The 22,626-nt window shown below is 50.4% G+C and carries 19 protein-coding genes; 8 read left to right on the forward strand and 11 right to left on the reverse strand.

All coding sequences use genetic code 11. From position 1 onward, the window contains the following. Positions 1 to 201 precede the first annotated feature (201 nt). The 7 genes from ACYZZ0_RS11280 to ACYZZ0_RS11310 form a co-directional block, all read right to left on the reverse strand. Entirely contained in the window at positions 202 to 510 is a 309-nt protein-coding gene (locus ACYZZ0_RS11280; RefSeq protein ID WP_461536728.1) for an RNA recognition motif domain-containing protein, read from the reverse strand. A 203-nt stretch (positions 511 to 713) separates the two neighbouring features. Further along, a complete protein-coding gene (locus ACYZZ0_RS11285) occupies positions 714 to 2,513 on the reverse strand; it encodes a BatD family protein (protein ID WP_461536729.1) in 1,800 nt (599 codons plus the stop codon). Beyond that, positions 2,510 to 4,489 carry a VWA domain-containing protein gene (locus ACYZZ0_RS11290; RefSeq protein ID WP_461536730.1) on the reverse strand — a complete coding sequence of 660 codons (1,980 nt, stop codon included), beginning with the start codon at positions 4,487 to 4,489 and terminating at the stop codon, positions 2,510 to 2,512. The genes ACYZZ0_RS11285 and ACYZZ0_RS11290 overlap by 4 nt, the downstream gene beginning before the upstream one ends. After that, positions 4,490 to 5,542, reverse strand: coding sequence for a vWA domain-containing protein (locus ACYZZ0_RS11295; protein ID WP_461536731.1), 1,053 nt, complete (start codon positions 5,540 to 5,542; stop codon positions 4,490 to 4,492). Then, positions 5,535 to 6,032, reverse strand: a complete 498-nt coding sequence (locus ACYZZ0_RS11300) for a DUF4381 domain-containing protein (protein WP_461536732.1) — start codon at positions 6,030 to 6,032, stop codon at positions 5,535 to 5,537. Before ACYZZ0_RS11300 ends, ACYZZ0_RS11295 begins: the two co-directional genes overlap by 8 nt. Beyond that, positions 6,029 to 6,961 carry a DUF58 domain-containing protein gene (locus tag ACYZZ0_RS11305; protein WP_461536733.1) on the reverse strand — a complete coding sequence of 311 codons (933 nt, stop codon included), beginning with the start codon at positions 6,959 to 6,961 and terminating at the stop codon, positions 6,029 to 6,031. The genes ACYZZ0_RS11300 and ACYZZ0_RS11305 overlap by 4 nt, the downstream gene beginning before the upstream one ends. Before the next feature lie 29 nt (positions 6,962 to 6,990). After that, the gene (locus tag ACYZZ0_RS11310) at positions 6,991 to 7,971 is read right to left on the reverse strand and encodes an AAA family ATPase (protein WP_461536734.1); all 981 of its coding nucleotides are present in this window, start codon (positions 7,969 to 7,971) and stop codon (positions 6,991 to 6,993) included. Between the two features lie 747 nt (positions 7,972 to 8,718). Here ACYZZ0_RS11310 and ACYZZ0_RS11315 point away from each other — a divergent pair. The 3 genes from ACYZZ0_RS11315 to deoD all read left to right on the forward strand — a co-directional run bounded on the left by ACYZZ0_RS11315 (position 8,719) and on the right by deoD (position 12,346). Continuing rightward, positions 8,719 to 9,945: a NupC/NupG family nucleoside CNT transporter gene (locus ACYZZ0_RS11315; protein ID WP_461536735.1), complete on the forward strand. Its 1,227-nt coding sequence runs from the start codon at positions 8,719 to 8,721 to the stop codon at positions 9,943 to 9,945. 383 nt (positions 9,946 to 10,328) lie between these two features. After that, entirely contained in the window at positions 10,329 to 11,555 is a 1,227-nt protein-coding gene (locus ACYZZ0_RS11320; RefSeq protein ID WP_461536736.1) for a phosphopentomutase, read from the forward strand. An 80-nt stretch (positions 11,556 to 11,635) separates the two neighbouring features. Next, positions 11,636 to 12,346, forward strand: a complete 711-nt coding sequence (gene deoD / locus ACYZZ0_RS11325) for a purine-nucleoside phosphorylase (RefSeq protein WP_461536737.1) — start codon at positions 11,636 to 11,638, stop codon at positions 12,344 to 12,346. A gap of 95 nt (positions 12,347 to 12,441) precedes the next feature. Here deoD and ACYZZ0_RS11330 read toward each other — a convergent pair whose 3' ends face one another. After that, entirely contained in the window at positions 12,442 to 13,374 is a 933-nt protein-coding gene (locus ACYZZ0_RS11330) for a LysR family transcriptional regulator (RefSeq protein ID WP_461536738.1), read from the reverse strand. A gap of 281 nt (positions 13,375 to 13,655) precedes the next feature. Between ACYZZ0_RS11330 and ACYZZ0_RS11335 the strand changes: the two genes are divergently transcribed. The 5 genes from ACYZZ0_RS11335 to ACYZZ0_RS11355 all read left to right on the forward strand — a co-directional run bounded on the left by ACYZZ0_RS11335 (position 13,656) and on the right by ACYZZ0_RS11355 (position 18,836). After that, a complete protein-coding gene (locus ACYZZ0_RS11335; RefSeq protein ID WP_461536739.1) occupies positions 13,656 to 14,543 on the forward strand; it encodes an EamA family transporter in 888 nt (295 codons plus the stop codon). A gap of 60 nt (positions 14,544 to 14,603) precedes the next feature. Then, on the forward strand, positions 14,604 to 15,593 hold the full coding sequence (locus ACYZZ0_RS11340) for an ornithine cyclodeaminase family protein (protein WP_461536740.1): 990 nt from the start codon (positions 14,604 to 14,606) through the stop codon (positions 15,591 to 15,593). 168 nt (positions 15,594 to 15,761) lie between these two features. Continuing rightward, positions 15,762 to 16,229, forward strand: a complete 468-nt coding sequence (locus ACYZZ0_RS11345) for a tripartite tricarboxylate transporter TctB family protein (RefSeq protein WP_461536741.1) — start codon at positions 15,762 to 15,764, stop codon at positions 16,227 to 16,229. 14 nt (positions 16,230 to 16,243) lie between these two features. Further along, positions 16,244 to 17,764 (forward strand): tripartite tricarboxylate transporter permease, encoded by a 1,521-nt coding sequence (locus ACYZZ0_RS11350; protein ID WP_461536742.1) that lies wholly within the window; start codon positions 16,244 to 16,246, stop codon positions 17,762 to 17,764. 124 nt (positions 17,765 to 17,888) lie between these two features. Next, on the forward strand, positions 17,889 to 18,836 hold the full coding sequence (locus ACYZZ0_RS11355; RefSeq protein ID WP_461536743.1) for a Bug family tripartite tricarboxylate transporter substrate binding protein: 948 nt from the start codon (positions 17,889 to 17,891) through the stop codon (positions 18,834 to 18,836). A 67-nt stretch (positions 18,837 to 18,903) separates the two neighbouring features. On the opposite strand, the gene gltS is transcribed toward ACYZZ0_RS11355, so the two are convergent. The 3 genes from gltS to ACYZZ0_RS11370 all read right to left on the reverse strand — a co-directional run bounded on the left by gltS (position 18,904) and on the right by ACYZZ0_RS11370 (position 22,514). Continuing rightward, a complete protein-coding gene (gene gltS, locus ACYZZ0_RS11360; RefSeq protein WP_461536744.1) occupies positions 18,904 to 20,100 on the reverse strand; it encodes a sodium/glutamate symporter in 1,197 nt (398 codons plus the stop codon). 276 nt (positions 20,101 to 20,376) lie between these two features. Then, positions 20,377 to 21,441: a hypothetical protein gene (locus tag ACYZZ0_RS11365; protein ID WP_461536745.1), complete on the reverse strand. Its 1,065-nt coding sequence runs from the start codon at positions 21,439 to 21,441 to the stop codon at positions 20,377 to 20,379. A 119-nt stretch (positions 21,442 to 21,560) separates the two neighbouring features. After that, positions 21,561 to 22,514, reverse strand: coding sequence for a hypothetical protein (locus ACYZZ0_RS11370; RefSeq protein WP_461536746.1), 954 nt, complete (start codon positions 22,512 to 22,514; stop codon positions 21,561 to 21,563). Between the last annotated feature and the right edge of the window lie 112 nt (positions 22,515 to 22,626).

Here is a 22,626-nt window from a genome sequence, read left to right on the forward strand (position 1 = left end):
AAAGTCGAAGTATCAGTGGCTAGGAAGGGGTAGTTGATTATCGCGGAAGGAATAAAGTGATAATGACTCAAGGAATCAAGGGCGGAGATTTTTTGTTAGGAGTTACTATCACTGAAACAAGCTTGTTTTTGTCTGTTTGTTAAAAAATACAGAAATAAAAAAGCCGACTAATTAAGTCGGCTTTTTAAATTCGGGTATGGCTTAGTAGCGGTTGCCACTGTTGCGGTTGAAGCCACCTTCACGACGAGGACCGTTATTACGCGGACGCTCGGTTGCAACGCTTACGCGAACGTTACGACCACTAACCGGGTTGCCGTCAACAGCTTCCAGAGCAGCCTGCGCGTCGTCAGCCTGGGTGAAGGTTACGAAAGCGAATCCGCGGGAGCGGCCGGTTTCGCGATCCATGATAACCTTGACTTCTTCCAGTTCGCCGTAAGGAGCAAAAGCTTCTTCCAGGTCAGCTTCAGTAGCGGTGAAAGCCAGATTACCTACAAATAACTTGTTGGACATGTCGTTCTGTACCTCAATGATGCGTCTTTCTGGTTGTCTAGCTTCAAATCATCATTGGGAACGTTGATTATTCACTAACACGAAAAGAACACTAAATATTTTATGAGTTAGTATTTCAGTTCACGCCGTGTGCTGGAATACTCGCTATTCTAGACCACGGTGGTCACTATTTGTTCCAGAACTGCCTGTAGCGGTATTGTAATCTATTCCGGATACAGGCTGTCTGAATAGCCATTGGCAGCTTCCTTGCCAATATTGCCGGATTTAATGTCACTCAGCCAATTATCAAGAGCCCGTTCCAGCTCTGACAACTCCCCATGACCCGTCTGATTATATAGAGCTTCCTCAAGCTTGTGAAAGGCATTTTTCATTTGATTACCACCGGGACAATGCAAACATTCTTCCAGTGAAATCAGAGCAGGCTGGTTAAATTTAATCCGGCACCATTGAATTATTTTTTGGCGAATCTCTGCCGGATTAGCATTTTTAATGGCGCTCTTTAACTCCCTGCGACATTCTTTTTCGGTTTTGTTGTTGATTTCGTGATTTATTACCGTTGTTTTTCCAACATTTACGGCATGTTTCGAGCTTGAATCCAGATTTGCAGATCGGGTCAAGAGCGACTTGTAATGAAATAGCAAAAACAATGTGCCTAGCCAGAGCAGGGCAAATAACAAGGCAAGTCCTTGCCACAGCTTCAGATTTTGGATTGATGTAGCTACAACCTCTTGGTTTAGGTCCTCAGCAACAGCGTTATCAGCAACTTCGGTTGTTGAGGCAGGAATTTTTGAGGTAGCCGGGTTTGAAGCAAGGGCGGCTTTAACGGTAAGTGTTCGGCCTTCTGTCCTGGCGACTTCGACCTGACGGGAAATTGTATTGAACCAACGCACTTTTACCGAAGGAACAGTGATACTGCCACCCTGTTCAGGAATCAGGGCATCAGTTTCAGTTCTTCGGCCTACCAGACCATCACTGGTTAGCTGGTCATTGCTGGTTGCTTTATCCGGATAGCGGCGAATATGTTCAATATTATCAATATGGAGTGGTGGCAGCTGATCACCGGTAAGCCCTTCAGCTGTAACGGTGATTGTTCGGGTCAGGGCGTCACCGGCAGCAGCATCTTCGGCATTCTGGCTCCACTGGGTTTCCAGTGTCAGTTTTCGAGCAGGCAGCCAGGGGCCTCCAGGCCAGTTATCGGGAACCGGCTGTACATTCAAAGTTATTGCGGGCGACCGGATTTGAATAGGTCGACCACTCTGCATACTGAAGAAACCGCCTCCGAAAGGATCGTTACGACTGACGATAGCACTGGCAAAGGTTTGTCGGGGCAGCTCAAGCTCACCACTGGTCTGGGGGAATATGGCATATCTGACTTCGTAGACGCCCAGTCGCTGGCCGTTCACCACCGTATCATAGGACTGGGCATCTCCCAGTTGTTTGACCACCAGATTGTCGTCTTCCAGGGGCGTCAGTTGACTGTTGGAATCCAGTTGCACCGAGTAAAAAATCTTCAGGGTCAGAATTACTTCTTCCTGAACATAAGGGTGATCCTGACTGACTTCCGACTTGATAAATACGGGTGGCAAACTTTTACCCTGTGACTGTAGCTGGGCATTGGTATCAAGCACCTCGATAGTGATAGGGTCGGTTTTATATTGCCCACCCTGCAATGGCGGTATAGTAATCCGGCCGGTTGTCAGCGGAATAAGAGAGATCAACCAGTCGGTAGTGTGGCGGGATTTACCATTGATATTTTCATAGGACTGGCGGGTGTTGACTCCCAGTACTTTAAAGCCGCTGGCCAGTGGTGACAGATCCGGTTCAAGATCTCCTCCCTGTTCACTGCGAACCGTTAGTTGCAGCACTTCACCTTCATTCAGAATGGTTCTGTTAACCGTAGCAGTCAGCGGCTGGCCAGCAGCAAATACGGTGGTAGCCGGCAATAGAAGCAGTATAAGCAGGTACAGTACGGTATGAGGCAGGCTGAAGTTATTGGTTGTCATCGAGCCTGCTCCTGTCGCTGCTGATGTTCCAGCATAAACTTCCTGCGCAGAAGTCCACCGGGATCATCGGGGATTTTCCTTAACCATTGTTCCATTGCCTGCTGCTCTTCAGTTGTCAGGGGTGCATATTCCATTTCCCCAGAGCTGGTCGAAGTTGTCATATTGTCTGTGCTTTCATCGTCACCGATACTATCACTGTTGTTTGCTGCAGCGCCTGAGTCGGGATCCTGATCGGATTCCTGGTTTTCTGGTTGAGATGTGGTGCCTTGCTGGTCACTGTCTTCGTCAGCATCAGTTTGCTCATTATCTGATGCTGATGCTTGTTGCTGATCGTTTTCTTCGGAATTCTGCTGGTTGGTGGCAGAGTCCTGCTGGTTTTCTCCAGGCTGATTTTGTTGTTGTCCCTGAGTGTCTTGCTGTGACGGGTTTTCAGAACCAGTCTGTTCTTCTTTAGAGTCGCTCTGCTGACTGTTTTGTTGAGATTGATCTCCGGATTGCTCGTTGCCTGACTTATTACTGTCCTGCTGCTGATTACCCTGATCTTGCTGGTCACTGTTATTCTGCTGGTTGTTATCACCTTTCTGCTGCTTTTGCTGTTCCTGCTGTTGTTTGAGTTGTTCTACCAGCTTGCGATTAAAGCTGGCATTCTCCAGCTCAGGGTTTATTTCCAGTGCCTTGTCATATGCCGTCAGAGCCTGATCCAGTTTGCCTGATTTGGCCAGCACATTGCCCTGGTTATAATAACCGGCAGCACTGTTGGCACTGGCGAAGGCCTCTGCGGCGGCTTCCATATCACCATGCTGCTGCTCTGCCTGTCCTTGCCATAAGGGATTTTCAAATAGTTCGGCTGCCTGTTTACTGTCCCCGGCTTCCAGTGCTGCCTGACCTTGCTGATCCGGGGTTTGCCACAGATTCTGCCAGCGGAAGTTGTCCCAGGGCGCAGCCATTGCCGGATCTGAAGGCAATATCACGATCATAATAATCAGTAGCCAGCCTTTCCTGAAACCGGCTAGTGCCAGCAGCAGGAGAGGGAAAACCAGCATCCAGCCATTATCCTGCCAATGGTCGAACTGCTTCAGGGTTTCTTCAGCCTGAGATACATGCTCATTGTTCTGAACCAGTGCATCAATGTCGGCATCGCTAACGGCCATTTCACGGTAAATGCCACCGGTCTGATCTGCCAGAGCCTGAAGTGCTGAGCTTTCAAGTTTGGGAATGACAATATTGCCCTGCTTGTCTTTAAGCAGTTGACCATCCGGCAGTTTCACCGGGGCTCCGTCAGGAGTACCAATACCAAGAATTGCCAGCGAGGCAGAAGTTGATTGCAGCAGTTTCTCGATTTTTTTCTGTTCCCTGCTGTCGATCCCTCCGGTTACCAGCAAAATCTGCCCCCGGGAATTGCCCGAGCCCTGCTGCAAAAGCTCAACTGCTTCCCGAATACCGGCTGCTGGACGATTACCGGCAACAGGCATCACGTCAGGATTCATGGCATCCAGCAGATTGGCAATGGTGCGGGAGTCATCAGTTAAAGGAGATGCAATATGGGCATCTCCGGCATAGCCAATCAGTGCCGTGTAACCATCCGTTCGCTGGCGCAGAATATCGTGGATCTTGAAACGGGCTCTGGTCAGTCGGTCAGGTTTGACATCTGTCGCATACATGCTGTGGGACAGATCCAGCACAATAACCAGCGGATCATCGCTGCTGAATACGGGTACTTCTTTCTTCTCCCAGCTGGGGCCGGCCAGTCCAAGGCAGGCGAAAATCCAGCCAATAGCAATCATTGCAAACAGGCGACGATGAGAACGAACTTCGGCACCCTGTAACAGGGCCGGCAGCAATGCGGGATCAATCACCCGTTGCCAGGCGTTGCCGGACTCCCGGCGCTGATAGATCAACAGCCACAAACCCAGTGCCGGTATCAGCAGCAGTAATAACAGCGGACGCAGAAAGTGAAAGTCTGACAGCATTTCCATTTACTGATTGCGCTCCTGCCTTGCTGATGTAAACAATGCTCCGGGGTTTGATCGTAAACCGGTTATGACTTGCCCGAGCGCCAACATAAAACTCAGTAACAGTGAGATTCCCAAAGGCCAGAAATAGAGTGAACGGGTAGGACGGAATACCCGATCTTCCTGTGCTACCGGTTCCAGCTGCTCGATATCGGCGTAAATATTGACCAGTTGCTCCCGGTTTTTGGCTCGGAAGTATTTACCTCCGGTCATCTTTGCAATCTCTGTCAGGGTCTTTTCATCAAGATCTGCCGAGGGATTAACTTTTCGTGCACCGAAGGCACTGCCAAAAAAACCTGGCTGGACCATTTCATCGGCACCAATACCGATGGTATAGATTTTAATGTTTTCCTGTTCAGCCAGTCTGGCGGCCTGTAGGGGAGAAATTTCGCCTGTGGTATTGGCACCGTCGGTCAGCAGAATCAGGACTCTCGAATCGGCAGGCCGCTGGCGTAAATGTTTGACTGAAAGTCCGATAGCATCACCGATGGCCGTGTATTTCCCGGCCAGACCAATAACAGACTCGTCCAGTAATTGCTTTACGGTTTCGAGGTCGTAGGTGAGGGGTGTCTGCAGGTAAGCCTGTGAGCCGAACAGAATCAACCCGAGTCGGTCGCCCTGACGTCGCAGGATAAAGTCATTGACGACATCCTTGGTTACGGTCAGGCGGTCAACAGCCCCGCCTTTCAGTGTCATATCTTCAACCTGCATGCTGCCTGACAGATCGACGGCCAGCATCAGGTCGCGGCCGGATGTTGGCAGGTTGAGAGGTTCCCCAATCCATTGCGGGCGCGCTGCTGCCAGAACCAGTCCCAGCCAGATAAGCGACATCATTAGCAGGCGAATTTTGGGGTTACTGCGGTTTGATGCTGATCCCAGTCCGACAGCCTGTAAAGAGCTATAAAAGGGAATCCAGAGTGCGCCCTGGCGTTGCTCCGGTGCAGCAGGTACAAATTTCCAGATCAGCAGTGGAATAGGAATCAGCGCAAGCATCCATGGCCAGTGTAATTCAAACATGATGTTTCCTGATCCAGTGGCTGGCCAATCGATACAGACCCTCAATATCAACTTCCGGGGCAGGGGCAAACCGGGTGCTACCCAGTGCCCGGCCATGACCATGGGTAAAGCCTTTGGTGTTGGCCGAATCATCAAGAAAACTCAGCCACTGAGAGCCATGCAGGCCGGCAATGTCCTGATCCGGGAAAGCGGCGAGGGAAGCCTGTTTGAGAATTCGATTGTAATGCCCCAGCAATTGCGCCGGTTTCATCTTTTCAGCGGATTGGTGTAACCGCTTTACAGCCTTTAATGCCTCGCGTCGGTAGCGGCGGTGAATATAAAAGCGAATAAGCCGGTAACCAAGAAACAGTACAACCAGAATGGCAATACCTGCCAACAGCCACCAACCAGGAGCCGGGGGCCACCAGTCGACCGGCTCGGGAAGAATGTCCGGTCGCAATTGTTCAAGTAACGGATTCTGTGTCGGTTGGAGTTGAGGACTAGTGCTCATGACTGGCGATTCCTGCCAGACTTGAGGCCCAGACCAAGCTGTAGTTGTTCCAGCAATGGCGCAGAGCTGTCGATAGCCAGACAGGTGATGTTATGGCTGGCCAGCGATTGTTGCAGAGACTGTTCTTTTTCCTGCACTGTTTTCTCAAATAATATCCGGCGTTCACGATCCCTGCTGTCGAGCCGGGAACGGTTTTGGCCATCAGTGACTGTATATATACCTGCCGGGGGCAAAGACAGTTCAAGCGGATCATTGGTTTTGAGTACAACCACTTCACTGTGTCGGGAAAGTTGAGCCAGCTGCCGCTCTGTTTGAGTGTCATAATCAGCCAGGTCGCTGATTATAAATACTGCAGAACCGGGTGTGGCCAGTCGCCGGGTTTGACGCAGAGCCTGAATCAGAGGAGCGGTTTGCTGTTGTTGAGTCGGGGCGGCTGTCAGCTCGGAATTGCGACTGTGAATTTCATGTAACAGCTGTAATACATTGGAGCGATTGCGACGAGGGCGAATCTCTCGAACCTGATCCTGATTAAACACAATACCGCCCACCCGGTCGCCATGATTCAGGGTGGCCCATGCCAGTAAGGCCGCTATCTCGGCAGCAGCAACTGACTTGAAACGGGTGTGGCTGCCGAAAAACATATTCTGGCTCTGGTCAACCAATAGGAATACCGGCTTTTCCCGCTCTTCCCTGAACACCTTGGTATGGGTTCGACCACTCCGGGCGGTTACCCGCCAGTCGATGGTGCGGATATCATCACCAGGCTGATAACCCCGCACTTCCTCGAATTCAATTCCCCGGCCCTTATGCCAGGCCGTATGCTGACCTGCCAGTCTGGCCCGGGCTCTGCCACGCTTGAACAGCGGCAGTTGTCGGGCCGCCATTTGCTGGAGTAACAAGTCATGCAGGGTGCAGTAAACGCCTTTCATCGTCGGTTACAATCCTTGGTTTCCAGCCCTCAGGCAATCGGCACAGTCTGCAAAATACGGTCAATCACCTGATCGGTGGTGATGCCTTCGGCTTCGGCTTCGTAACTGAGAATAATCCGATGGCGCAATGTGTCGTGAGAAATGGCCTGGATATCATCCGGTGTTACAAATACCCGTCCCTGCAGCCAGGCTCTGGCCCGGGCACAACGATCCATCGCCAGTGTGCCCCGGGGGCTGGCGCCGTATTCAATCCAGCGGCCAAGTTCCTGATCAAAGACATCCGGCTCACGGGTACAGCGAATCAATTGCACCAGATACTCTTCCAGTCCGTCATCCATATGCAGCTGCAGCACTTCACGGCGAATATTCAGGATTGTGGTTTCGCTGATTAATTGCTCCGGACGCGCGACATCCTGCTGCAGGGCTTCTCCCCGTACCAGTTTCAGAATGGCACGCTCAGCAGACGTATCCGGATAGCTGACCCGGACATGCATCAGGAAACGGTCGAGCTGGGCTTCCGGTAACGGATAGGTACCTTCCTGCTCAATCGGGTTCTGAGTGGCCATAACCATAAACAGCTTGGGTAACTGCCAGGACTGCCGGCCGACACTGATCTGGCGTTCTGCCATGGCTTCCAATAAGGCCGATTGTACTTTGGCTGGTGCCCGGTTAATTTCATCGGCCAGCACAAGGTTATGGAAAATAGGTCCGGGCTGAAATTCAAAACTGGCCGTTTCCGGACGGTAGATATCGGTACCGGTGATATCGCCGGGCAACAGATCCGGCGTGAACTGGATCCGATGGAAATCTGCTTCCATTCCTCTGGCCAGTTCATTGATGGCTTTGGTTTTTGCCAGCCCCGGAGGTCCTTCAACCAGTAAATGGCCATCTGCCAGCAGGGTAATCAGCAACCGCTCGACCAATCCCGGTTGACCGATAATGGTTTGCTGAAGGTAACTCTGCAGATGTTGCAGTTGTACATTTTCTTCTGTTTCAAAAGTCCCGTTCATGATTACGGCATCCAATGGCTGCTTGTTATCGCAATTGTTTTAGGTTCTGTTGACATAAGTTTGCTGCACTCAGCCAAAGCGAGAGTTTTTGTGGCAAGACGCAGCAGCGCCGGAATACTCATGTCTTTCAAGCTGTTGCAACGCCGTCCACGGAAGCTCTCGCTTTGGCCCTTCGGGTGGCCCGTAAAGCTGCCATCCGGCTGCGTTGGACTTATGCGAACATAGAACCACTATGTCCAGCACAAGCCCGCCTTGCGTATGGCAGCTTTACGGGTCACTGAGTGCTGCAAACTTATGTCAACAGAACCTTGCATGTGTAGTATCAATTGCCCCCGGGTTTGCACTTTTACATACTGCATACACAGTTATTATTTCCATAGTGTCATGCAGAACAGTGGCCGAAGCAGGGCATCCTTTACATCATTTTTACCTGCTACTGATACTTTGAAGCATCAGGCCTGTGTCATCAAATCGGCAGTGGCAATTGAAGAAATGTTTACGTTTTCTTGACCGAACAATGCCGATTGAGTTCCGTCATCTCTGTAGTCAGTTCTGTTATTACGCCTACGGCAATTGTAAATGGTACGTAAATACCTGCCTTTTTCAGCAAAAAACGCAGCGAAAGTTATCCTTTAACTACGGAAATTACGCTCTGTGACGTGGTGGGGCGGTCTGTATACTGCGTTTCCCGATCAAGTCTTCTTTTTGTTTTGTTTGCAAATCCTTTTCCCTTTGAGGATATCTGTTATGAGTCTGTTAATGAGCCTGGTTGGGATGGTTGCCTTGATGGCCATCGCATTCCTGCTTTCCGATAATCGCAAGGCAATCAACCTGCGTACTGTTGGTGGTGCATTCGCCATTCAGGCCGGCCTGGGTGCTCTGGTGCTGTATGTTCCTGCGGGTCGTGAGATGCTGCTGGCTGTCAGTGAAGCTGTCAGCAACGTAATCGGCTATGCCAACAACGGTATCGGCTTCCTGTTTGGTGATCTGGGCAAGTTCAAGCTGGGCTTCATTTTTGCGATCAATGTTCTGCCGATCATTGTCTTCTTCTCCTCTCTGGTTGCCGTACTGTACTACCTCGGCATCATGCAGAAGGTTGTTTCCATTCTGGGTGGTGGTCTGAGCAAGCTGCTGGGCACCAGTCGTACAGAATCCCTGTCTGCTACCGCTAACGTATTCGTTGGTCAGACTGAAGCACCGCTGGTTGTTCGTCCTTACATTTCCAAGATGACCCAGTCCGAGCTGTTCGCCGTAATGTGTGGCGGTCTGGCTTCTGTTGCCGGTGCGGTTCTGGCGGGTTACGCCAGCATGGGTGTTGAGCTGAAGTACCTGATCGCAGCCAGCTTCATGGCGGCTCCGGGTGGTCTGCTGATGGCCAAGATCATCAAGCCTGAAACCGAAACTCCGCACGATGGCGGCGCTGAGGACATGGAAGAAGATGACAAGCCGGCCAACGTTATCGACGCTGCCGCATCCGGTGCTTCCAGCGGTATGCAGCTGGCCCTGAACGTAGGCGCAATGCTGCTGGCATTCATCGCTCTGATCGCCATGGTTAACGGTCTGCTGGGCTGGACCGGTGGTCTGTTCGGCATGCCTGAACTGAGCATGGAAATGATTCTGGGTTGGGTTTTCGCTCCGATTGCCTTCCTGATCGGTATTCCCTGGTCTGAAGCCATTGCTGCAGGTAGCTTCATTGGTCAGAAGCTGATTGTAAACGAATTTGTTGCTTACGCCGGCTTTGTTGAAGTGCGCGATACCTTCTCCGCTCACTCCCAGGCTATCATCACCTTCGCTCTGTGTGGCTTCGCTAACCTGTCTTCTATCGCTATCCTGCTGGGTGGCCTGGGTTGCATGGCTCCGAACCGTCGTGGTGACATCGCTCGCATGGGTCTGAAAGCTGTTGCTGCCGGTACCCTGTCCAACCTGATGAGTGCGACTATTGCAGGTCTGTTCCTGTCCCTGACTGCATTCTGATATCGGTTGAAAGGTTCAGGTCAGTTTATCTGATCTGACTATCAAAAAAGGCAGCCTTATGGCTGCCTTTTTTTGTTTTTTCGGGTAGGGAAAATTGGTAAAGAAAACCCCGGTTTCGGCTAAAAATACAATACAGTGATCTTTATCAATTTTTTACCCCTGAAATAGCTGTCAACAGTTGGTAAATAGCGGAATTCATTGATCTGACAAGTGTTCTCGACAATAATTGAGTGCTATTCTCTCCCTACTGGCTAGGCAGTTTATCAGGCCATAAACGTTTCTCCTCCCTGAACTTGTGGATACCCCCTGCTATAAAACTTTCATCAAGAAATTTCTGATGACTGAACTGCTGCCGTTTATATTGAATGTCAAAGGATACTGAAATGCCAAACCGTCGAGCTATTATTCTGGTTCTGGACTCTTTTGGTATTGGCGCAACCGCAGACGCAGAAAAGTTTGGTGATAAAGGTGCCGACACCCTCGGTCATATCGCTGAAGCCTGCGCTGACGGTAAAGCCGATGAAGGCCGTCAGGGCCCGCTGAATCTGCCACATCTGGCCCAGCTGGGATTGCTGGAAGCATCCCGTCTGAGCACTGGTCAATATCCGAAAGGTATGGAACCGGTAACTGCAACAGGCGCTTGGGGTTATGCCGGCGAGCTGAGCAGTGGCAAGGATACACCAAGCGGTCACTGGGAAATGGCCGGGGTACCGGTTCTGTTTGACTGGGGTTATTTCTCTGAAACCGAAAATTCTTTCCCGGAGCCTTTGCTGCAGGCTCTGATCGAAGAGGGTGAGCTGCCGGGTGTACTGGGTAACTGCCACTCTTCCGGTACTGAAATTATCGCCAAGTACGGCGAAGAACACATGAAGACCGGCAAGCCGATCGTTTACACCTCTGCTGACAGTGTCTTCCAGATCGCTGCCCACGAAGAAAGCTTTGGTCTTGAGCGTTTGCTGAAGCTGTGCGAAACCGCTCGCAAGCTGCTGGACGAATACAACATTGGTCGTGTTATTGCGCGTCCGTTTATCGGTTCCAGCCCGGAAGACTTCAAGCGTACCGGTAACCGTCGTGACTACGCGGTACCACCACCGGCAGCAACCCTGCTGGACAAGCTGGTCGAGTCCGGCGGTGAAGTTGTCAGTGTCGGCAAGATTGCTGATATCTTTGCTCACCGTGGTATCACCCACAAGATCAAGGCGACCGGCCTGGACAACCTGTTTGATGCGACCATGGACGCTCTGCGCGAGCTGCCTGAACAGGGTCTGGTCTTCACCAACTTCGTAGACTTCGACAGTGAATATGGTCACCGTCGTAATGTTGCCGGCTATGCCGATGCGCTGGAGCGTCTGGATAGTCGTCTGCCCGAGCTGCTGGCACAGATGCAGCCGGAAGATGTACTGATTATTTCTGCTGACCATGGTTGTGACCCGACATGGGTCGGCACTGACCACACCCGTGAGAATATTCCGGTGCTGGTTTACGGTGAAAAAGTGCCGGCTGGCAGTCTGGGTGCCCGTGGTACCTTTGCCGACATTGGCCAGTCACTGGCCAGCTGGTTTGGAATCGAGCCGCTGGAATACGGCAGTTCTTTCCTTGCGGATGTATAAACCGTTTCAGGTTTGGTGACCCGCTTTGCGGCGGGTCCTTCCGCGTTCCCCCCTCCCTTTTAGATAATTGCAGGTGATGTATGCCTACTCCTCATATTAATGCTCAGCCAGGTGCTTTCGCTGAAACTGTTCTGCTGCCGGGTGATCCGCTGCGCGCCAAGTTCATCGCCGAGAACTTCCTGGAAAACGTTGAGGAAGTAACCAATGTCCGCAACATGCTGGGTTACACCGGCGAGTACAAGGGCAAGAAAATTTCTGTGATGGGTTCCGGCATGGGTATTCCTTCTGCCTCCATCTACTACAAGGAACTGATCACCGAGTATGGCGTGAAGAACCTGGTTCGTGTCGGCAGCTGTGGTGCTGTTTCCAAGGACGTTAAGGTACGTGACGTTGTTATCGGTATGGGTGCCTGCACCGACTCCAAGGTTAACCGTATCCGTTTCAAGGATCACGACTTTGCTGCTATCGCTGATTTCGGCCTGCTGGAAAAGTCTGTTGCTGCTGCGCGTGAGCAAGGCGTCAACATCATGGTCGGTAACCTGTTCTCTGCAGACCTGTTCTACTCTCCAGACGGCGAAATGTTCGACGTAATGGAAAAGTACGACGTTCTGGGTGTTGAAATGGAAGCTGCCGGCCTGTACGGCGTATGTGCTGAATTCGGTGCCAAGGGTCTGGCGATCTGCACCGTAAGTGACCACATCCGTACCGGTGAAGCGCTGGATGCTGAAGCTCGTCAGGTTTCCTTCAAGGAAATGATGGTCGTTGCACTGGAAGCTGCTACCCAGTTCTGATCCTGACGGCTGAAGAGTTCGGGCTATAGAGCTCCCGGACTTATTGGCTGCAAACAGAATGCCCGCATATCGAAGGATGTGCGGGCATTCTGTTTTTAAACCGGGTTAATTTCCGGCGTGATGTTCTTTTCTACCAGTTCATCAATCTTGGATTTCAGCTGTTGGTAAAAAGCCTGACACAACCGTGAAGAGGTGTGTAGTGCTGGCAGAATAACAGCAACATCAAAGGTGATATCCGGTTCAAAAGGCTTCAGTACAATCTGGGAGTCACTGCGGCGGGTAAAATCACGGGCGGTAACCGGATCAACCAACATGCTACCCATGCCTTCGTTGACCATCGACAGGCCGGAAGGAAAAACATGAATTTCGGCGATGACATTAAGGTTGCAGCAGGCTTTACGAAACAGGGTGCTGATATCACTGGTAACCGGATGACTTTCTTCCAGGGTAATCATGGGTTGTTCATGCATATCCTGAACCGTAATCACCTCTTTTTGTGCCAGTGGCGAATCAATGTGGACGGCACATAGCATTTTTAGCTGATAGCTGTGAGTAATCAGGTTAGTTGGAGTTTCGGGCATTTCAGCAATACCGATATCGCAGTGTCCGGCTTTAACCCAGTTCACCACCTTTTTCGAGTCGAAGGTTTTCAGTGCAATCCGGGCTTCCGGATTTTCAGCATGGAATCCCGATATTACCTTGGGCAGAAAACTGTACGACAATCCAGGCATACAGCCGACCTGCAACTTGCCAACCCGTCCGTTTCTCAGTTCATCTGACAATCTTTCCAGGTTTCTGCAGGACGCAAGAATATGATCAACGCTTTCTGCCATATGCCGGGCTTCGGGTGTCAGTTCGGCAGCATATTTGGTGCGCTTGAATAACAGGAAGCCAACTTCGGACTCCAGGCTTGATATAGCACTGCTGACAGCAGGTTGAGTCAGCGACAATCGTTGTGCGGCGCGTGAAATATTTCCACAACGTACGACTTCAAAAAAGATTTCCAGTTTTCTCAGATTGAAATTCATAACAAACCTGAAATGTTCAGATATAAATTCTGTTTATGAATTTATAAGCAATATTAAATGTATTTATGTTTGAGTATTTTGCACAATCATTACCGAACACACTACAAAAATAATTTTTAGCAGCATCACAATAAGTTACGAGTGATCGATATGAGCCTTTCCGGTAATCCTGCAATGTTGTCAGAGCACCCAAACAGTCAGTCCCGGCATGATGATATGCCTGCTCTCATATCAGCAAGCATGGTTAATCTGTCTGGCTTTTTTGTACTGGATGGCCGGAGATGAAAACAATGCTGGCTCGATATCGTGGTGAGTGGCTGACATTGACGTCTTTTCTGATTTGGGGATTGCTGCCGCTGTACTTTCAGCAGCTGGCTGAACATAGCGCATCCACCATTCTTGCCGCCAGGGTACTTTTGTCAGTGCCGGTACTGGCCATTGTGTTTTTTCTTGTTCGTAAGAATCTGAAGCGTCCCTCCTGCTCTCAGGCAGGCTGGGCTCTGTTAGGTGCTGCATTAATTTCGACCAGTTGGTTCGGTAACCTGTGGGGAACCCTGAATGGTCAACTGCTGGCTGTCAGTCTGGCTTTTTTTCTGAGCCCGATTCTGACCATTGTGGCAGGGATGCTTTTTTTCAATGAACGCCTGTCAGTGCAGCAGTGGCTTTCGTTTGTTATCTGTGTTGTTGCTTTTGTTTTCTATTGCATTGCTAACGGTGAGCTGCCCTGGTTGACGCTGATGATTGCGTTTGCCTTCGCATTGTTCAGTGTGGTCAAACGCAAGGGGCAGGTCAGTGAGCTGGCAGGGCTGGGTGCTGAAGTGGTGCTGATGCTACCGGTAGCACTTTTCATTCTCTGGGGGACCACTCCAACTATCGGTTTCAGCTGGAGCAGTGATCTCTGGCTGCTTTGTATCGTTCCGATCTATTACCTGCCACTGGCACTGTACGGTATGGGTGTTCGCAGTGTCAGACAGATTACAACAGCCGGACTGATGACGTATATCGAACCCGTCATCATGTATGTGCTGGCATTAACAGTCTTTCAGGAAGAAATAAGTCCTTTGAAGCAGATAGCCATGTATCTGGTATGGCTGGGGGTTCTGGTCTCATTTCCGTTTAAAAAAATCAGATTGGGGCGCAGATCCCATACCTATGAATCCGGCCATTAAATGTCATGGTCAGTCAAAGCACCAAGTGCATTATAAAAAATTATAACAGGGGTATTGCTGTTGGAAATTCTCTATCTTACACCTGAAGATGTTCTGGCAACCGGTATTACCAACCAGGAATTTCGTACCCTGGTCGCCGGTGCACTGGCACAGCACGGACGGAAAAAAGTTGAAAATCCGCCCAAGCCGGGTATTCATCCGCTGCCGCAAACTTTCCTGCATGCCATGCCGGCTTATCTGGAAGAGACCCGTGAAGCCGGTATCAAATGGGTCAGTGGATTTTTCGATAATCCTAAACAGAACCTGCCGGCTATTATGGGACTAATTGTTCTCAATGATGCCGATACCGGTGCACCCACTGCCATTATCGACGGAGGCTGGATCACCAATATGCGGACTGCAGCCGTAACCGCAGTCGCAGCTGAGCAGCTGGCACCGGCTAATGTTCGTTCTATCGGTATTGTCGGTACCGGGATGCAGGCCCGTTATCACATGCTGATGATGCAGGATATGTTCCCCCAGCTGGAAGTGGTCAAAGGCTTTGATATTTATCAGCCAGGCCTGGAGAGCTTTGCTGAAGATATGAAGCGCGAGCTGAATATCAATGTGCAGCCGGTGAGCTCGGTATCCGAGGCGGTTCAGGGCTCTGACATTGTTATGACCTGTACCGGTGTTCTGAAAGAACCCATTTTCTTCTGGGATGATGTCAAGCCGGGTGCGCTGGTACTGCCGGTGCACGGTGGTGGCTGGGAGTTTGATGTAATGAACAAGGCAGATGTGCTGATTACTGACAGCCATCAGCAGGTTGCCTCTTTCCTCGATGGCAAATACAACATTCCTGAATCATCCCTTGAGCTGGGTGAAGTTGTAGCCGATCTGAAACCCGGCCGGGTTTCCCAGGAGCAGCGCATTCTCAACTTCAACCTTGGCCTGGCTATTCACGATATTGCGATTGCCCACCGGGTTTGCGAATTGGCCCGGGAAAAGGGGCAGGGTGTCAACCTGCCTTATGACCCGGGTGTCTACCCGGTACCGGGAGCAAAGAAATAATTTACTAACTGGTGTACATAGACCAGCAGTGGAATAGGCAGCCTGCTGTGCTGTCGTATTCAGAATTTTGTGGTGAGGCAAGTGACTGCTGTCTTGCCGGGGCTGTCACTGTCATACCTGAAAGGTATTGAGACAGCCTGCTCACCATAAACGTTGAGAGGAATAAATATGGATAGACGGAAAATTGATGTCGTTTTATCAACGCTGCTAATCATTATCTCCGTAATCATTTTAACCAATGACAATCTGGTTGAAGGTGGCGTTGAAACCGAACTGGGTTCGATGTTTCTGCCGCGCATTGTTGCCGGCCTGATTATTATTTTTGCCGCCGTGATGGGCATTGAATCACTGCTGAAACTGTTGCGGCAGGCGAAACAGGAAGAGTCCGAAATTATTGTTACCCAGGGTTTCTCCGGGGTTCTGGTTTATATCGGTATTTTTATCGCTTACTGGCTGGCTGTACCCCATGTCGGCTTTCTGGTGGCAACACCTTTCGTGATGTTCAGTGTGGCTGTGTTGCTGGGTGGTCGTAACTGGATACCTATAACACTGGTATCTGTTATTACGCCGCTGCTTATCTTCTATGGTTCCAGCCACTTCCTCCGGGTTTATCTACCAACCTGGACCCTGTCCTGACGAGAACTGTTCCTATGATTGAAAATATTATTGGTGGATTTTCTTCGATTCTCGCGGTCGGGCCCATACTCGGTATTATTGCCGGCGTTATTGTCGGTATCGTATTCGGGGCGATTCCTGGCATTTCAGCCATTATGGCCATTGCCATTATTCTGCCGCTGACGTTTTATGTGGATCCGATTATCGGCATCACCATGCTGCTGGCAGTTTACAAGGCCGGTATTTATGGTGGCTCGATCTCTGCCATTCTGATTAATACCCCCGGAGCTGCAGCATCCTTTCTGACGGCAGTTGATGGCAATGCCCTGACCAAGGCAGGTAAATCAGGTAAGGCACTGGATATCTCCCTGTTCTCCTCTGTTTCCGGTGAGGTCATAGCCACTCTGGTGCTGATTCTGGTTGCTGCACCGATTTCTGCGATATCGCTACAGGCCGGTCCGATTGAGAAGGTGTTCCTGCTGCTGTTTGCCTTTACCGTTATCAGTACTCTGGCTGGACAATCGATTTCTCGTGGTTTGTTGTCCTGTACGCTCGGTATGCTGTTTGCCATGGTTGGCTTGTCGACTATTACCGGTGCTTCCCGTTTCACCTTCGGTATCACTGAGCTGATGTCCGGGTTTACATTCACTCCGATGCTGATCGGTATTTTGGTAATGCCGGAAGTGTTGAATGTAGTCAGACAGCGAAAGAAGTCACACAGTGATATGGCCATTACCCGCTCGCCCAATCCGGCTGATAACCGTATCAGCTGGAAAGAGTACCGCTCGGTGTTTGGCACCATTCTGAAATCCAGTGGTATCGGTACCTTTATCGGCGCGTTGCCGGGTCTGGGCTCCAGTACTGCTGCATTTATGGCTTACGGTGAGGCGAAGCGTACTTCCAAAAAGCCGGAAGAGTATGGCAAGGGTTCGATTGAAGGTATAGCGGCGGCAGAATCAGCCAACAATGCGGTTTGTGGTTCCAGTCTGATCCCGATGCTGACCCTCAGTATTCCCGGTGATGATGTCGCGGCACTGCTGATGGGTGCGTTCCTGATTCACGGCCTGACACCGGGTCCGCTGATCTTCTTTGAGCATACTGAAACCATCTATGCCATTTTTGCCGGCTTCCTGATTACAGATCTGTTCCTGCTGGGTATTGCCAAGTCCGGGTTCAGTTTCTTCGTCAAAGTGGCTTCACTGCGGCGCTATTATATCTTCCCGTGTGTGACCATTTTTGCCTTCACCGGCGCTTTCACTGCCGGTCAGAATATGAACGACATCCTGATCCTGATCGGCTTTACCGTGATGGGTTATGGCATGCGACTGGTTGGACTGAACCCGGCCATCTTTATTATCGGATTTATTCTGACCCCGTATCTGGAACAGAACCTGGATCAGGCACTGGCGATTGTCGGTACTGACTACCACCTGCTGTTTGCTTCCCCCTTCTCATGGGTATTTATCGCGCTTTCGATCTTCTTCGTATATTCCAGCGTGTATATGAAAAAGAAGAAAGCCGGCAACTCAACTCAGGCGCAAGAGGTAACGTCGTAACCAGAAAAACAATAACAGACACAAGGAGCATGGCACCTGCTTTATCTTTCCCTTTTTCACAGGCAGCGTGCCGTACTTTGAAACAAACGATGAACCTATAAGAAATTACTAGCAGGCATTTATTATGAACAACATGAAAAAATCACTGACCATCCTCGCTGGCGCTCTGGCCGTTTGCTTGTCTGCGGGCGCTGCTCAGGCTGGATATCCGGAGAAGCCGATCAAGGTTGTTGTACCTTACGGTGCGGGTGGTGATTCCGATCTGACAACCCGGATCTGGGCTGATGCTGTCGAGAAAGAGCTGGGTGTGCCGGTCGTTGTCATCAACAAGCCCGGCGGTGGCGGTATTGTCGGTACTGCTTTCGTGGCTAACTCCAGAAAAGATGGTTACACCCTGATCAATGCCGGTCTTGGCAATATGCTGGTAACCCCTAACTTCAGCAAGACGCCCTACAGCTTTGACAGCTTTACTCCGGTCGTAAAAATGACCTCGGTACCGCTGGCTGTTGTTGTAGCCAAAGACAGTCCGTACAAAACCTTTGATGACTTTATCAAGGGGGCAAAGAACAAAACTGTGACTCAGGGTTCCTGGGGTGCTTCGTCCTCTGGCACCATTCTGGCCAATATCATTGCTGACCAGGCCGGTTACAAGCCCAAATATGTCCATGCCAAGGACGGTGCAACCTCTATGGTTTCCGTGATTGGTGGTCACATTGATTCAGCTGTATCGTTCCCGCCGATCTTTGGCCCGCACCTCAAGTCTGAGCGCGCCCGAGCGCTGGTTATGAACCAGAAGATGGATGCATTCCCGGGTGTTCCGACCTTTGCTGACTACGGCATTGAAGGCAGCTTTGAAGGCTGGTCCGGTATCTTTGCACCTAAAGGTGTACCAGAGGAAGTCGTCAAGAAGCTGACCGAAGCAACCAATAAAGTGATGAAAGACCCGGCTGTAATCAAGGCCTACCAGAACATCGGCGCGACGGTTGATTATCGCTATGGTTCCGAGTGGGTTGACGGCATGCAGGTGACTTACAATATTATGAAAGATGCCGCAGACAAGATGAAAAACTGACAGGCTGCTTTAATCTGTTGAAACAAGCCCGAATGCTGCGGAACATTCGGGCTTGTTTGGTTTCAGGCTATTGAAAAATAGGAAGAGTCAGAAAGCCTTGAAGTACAACGGCATTGAGCGTGTCAGTAAACACCGAGCCCAGCAGTGGCACAATCAGATAAGCCTTGGGTGAGGGACCATAGCGGTGAGTCAGGGTGCTGACATTGGCCAGACCTACGGGTGTTGCTCCCAAACCCAGGCCGACAAAGCCGGCGGTAACCAGACTGGCATCATAATCCCGGCCGGCGGCGCGGAACATGATGTAATAGGCAAACAGGCAGATGACAACGGCTTGAGTCAGGACAATGATAACCACCGGACCTGCGGTTTCCGCCAGCCGGGTCAGTTTCAGTGACATCAGACTCATGGCAATAAATAGCTCCAGGCTGATATCACCAAACAGGTTGATAAACTGGTCGTTAAACTGGAATTTCATTATGTCGGCGATATTGGCCGCAAACATACCCAGGAACAGCACCGGCAGATAATCCGGCATCACAATACCGTAAGAGCGGAATATGCCATTGATATATTTGCCGGCAATAATACAGGCACCGATTACCAGTACGACTTTCAATACCTGATGCATGCACAGGGTAATTGCCCGGGTTTCGATACTTTCCGGATCCGAGTGGATGCCCATATCGGCATCCTTGGGGTCGAGTCGGTAGTTTTTAATCAGCTGGTGAGCAACCGGTCCACCCAGCATACCACCCATGATCAGCCCCATTGTGGCCGCAATCAATCCAAACTCAGTCGCACCGGTATAACCTTCACTTTCCAGAAATGCACCCCAGCTGATAGCGGTGCCGTGACCTCCAGCCATGGTGATTGAACCCGCAATCAGTCCGTGAATGGGTTCGTCACCAATCAGCATCGCCATAGACAGTCCAACGGTGTTCTGTATTACCAGAAAAACAGCAATAATACAGAACAGCAGTGGCAGGGTTTTGCCTCCACTGATCAGTAGTCTTAGCCGGGCATTCAAACCGACAGTGCAGAAGAAAATCAGCAGTAGTTGGTCACGCAGGGCGAGATCCCACTGAATGTCGAAGTCGATAAACTGGCTGGTAATAGCAATAGTGGCACTGGTTAAAAGACCACCGGTAACCGGGGCGGGAATATGATATTCATCAAGCAGGCGTACATGGCGAGTCACAAACCAGCCCAGGAAGTAAACCAGAATGGCCATGACAAGAAGGGAGAAGCCCGAGATATGGATCATATACGCGTACCCTGTGATTCATTATGATTTCGGCACTGGTGGATGCTTCTTGATGCGTGGCTTCAGGCTCAGCAGCTGATATAACCTAATAAAAACAATGCCTCTTAAAACCTTAGCAGTGTATTCCAGTCCTTCTTTGTAGTTATTGGGGATTTGTATTAAGAGAATGGAGGATCAATAGTAAATGCGTTACTTTTTGTTTCTTGTGCAAGTCGTTAAAAATAAAGCATATTTTTTACATATATAACTTCGGTATTCTCTGTCGTTGGTGTGCCGTTATCTTCCCTGTACTTTCAGGCCATGCTTCTCCAGAAAGCTGACAACCTTGTCATGGCGTGCTTTGACATCGGGATGATTGATATTGTCGAACCAGTACTCCCACAGCATGGCATCATCACAGTCTGCAGCCTGGGAACCATTCAGTGAGAAAAACAGTGTTTCGCCACTTTCCAGCTTCAGAAAGTAGGAAGCTCCACATAGGGAAGGAGGAATACTTTCGCACTCAAGCGGGTGGTCATACAGGCTGATATTGCGTTTGTCACTCAGCTCTGATTGGTAGATGGCTTGCTCGGCCTGGGTTCTGCGCTCTATTCCGGACTTTGGATAGACTACAAATAACTCCACTTCGGGCCCGAACCGGGCCAGCTGCCGAAGGGTCAGGGTTCGGTCCCTGACGGTTTTAAGTCTTTTCTCATCCGCCTGCATGGTGCTGTGAATACTGCTGTCCAGAACCTGACCTGACTGATTGCACAGAGGAGTGGCCGGCCGTGGCGTATGAATAAAAATCCGGCAGTGCTTTAACTGTTTGTTATAGAGCTTCTGCAGTAATGAGGCTTCAAATGCTTTCTGAAAGGTCACAGCGACAGGACGTATATCGGTATCGAGTCCTCGCAACTGGACATGGGACTGGCTGGCATTACGGTGACGTACCACATCTGATTTAACATGCTTCTCGGTAACCGAGTGACTCAGCGCCAGCAGGTTACTGAAAACCTGTATCGCAGCCGGATTGACCAGGTTTTCAAAATGCAGATCCTGCAAGTGGTCAGAACCGATAAAATCCAGCAGATGAGAAGGTGCAAGCTCTGTATTGAAAGGAGAGGATGTCAGTCTGGAAATGACCGGATCCGGCCAGATGGCCTGATTTTCAGCACTTTGCCAGATTTCAGGCAGGCGATGGCACTCTCTGTTGTATGGAGAAGATAGATCTTGGGATAGCTGGGCAGATAGCTCGGCAGTAACCTGAAATGACAAGAGAAACAGGTACGATGCGATCAGAGCTGTTGTGGTCAGACAGAGCTGACTTCGAAATGTAAAAGCAAATAGTCCGGCTGGCCTCATACCACATCCCTGCCTGTTTTTCGTATATGGAAATGGTTAAGGGATAGGACAGTATAGGCCGCCAGCAGTTCCTGACAGGGTGATTTTCAGCAGATAACGGTGACTGGCAACCGATTAGTCTAAAAACCTGTCGGTTTGTAGCCGGAGGTTTTCAGAAAACCCTCAATTTCCTGTTTTCTGCGTGCCGGAACTATTTTTTGGGTGCTGCCAAACCAGTAGCGCCAGTACATATTCTTGCTGCTTTCCAGCGCCTGCATACCATTATTGCCAAAGTACAGTTCGCCACCGGAAGGGGTTGTCAGAATATAGGATGAGCCACTGATTTCAGCAGGCACCGCGTCGCAATTCAGTCTGGCATCGGTCAGGTTACAGTTTTCAGGTTTCAGCGTTTCCTGCAGGTAAACCTGTTTTTCTGCTGCGGTTCTTTTTTCCAGTCCGTCCCGGGCATAGGCAATAACAAGTGATAAATTACCGCCGCAGCGAGCCATTTTTCTTACAGTGATACTGCGGTCGGTGATTGTTTTAAGTCGCTGCGCATCCTGGCTCATATCGCTGGCTGCAGTACCGGGCAAAATTTGCTTTTGAGGATTGCAGAGCGGGGTTGTCGGTTTGTCGGTATGGATAATGGCTACCGCTCTGGTCAGTCCGGGATGCTGACTGTTGCCGAGCTCGACTAGCGTCTGCTCAAAGGCTTTTTGCAGGTTAACGGCAACAGGGCGGGTGATTTTGTCTTCCCCGGTCAGGAAAATCGCTGACTCTTCCTGCAAGGGTTCAATAGCCTGAGCTGTCAGCCGGGTTTTCAGCTCGGGGCTCATCTCGGAATCCTGATTGATACTGTCCTGGATCATACCAAGCATTTGCTGTTTGAGATCTGCGACTTCGGACTCGGCTTTATCAACTTGTGCGGGAATCGATGCTGTTTGCTGGTGAGCTGAAGGAGCTATTGATGGAGCAATTGGAGAGTGGCTGGCACAGGCGGCAAGCAAACAGATCAGGCAGCCGGTCATCAGGTATCTGAAACCGGGAGAGATCAAACCAAAATGCTGATAGCCGAAAGCCCTGTTTTTTCTCATTACCAAACCAGCCACTACAGTATGTTTTGTTAAGACTGAGAAAGAGGCAATAAAAAACTGCAGCCAAGCCCATGTTGGCTGCAGTCCGAAAAAGCATAGTAAAAACTGTCGA

Source organism: Spongorhabdus nitratireducens (genome assembly GCA_947387575.1).
Lineage (GTDB): Bacteria > Pseudomonadota > Gammaproteobacteria > Pseudomonadales > Endozoicomonadaceae > CANDOC01.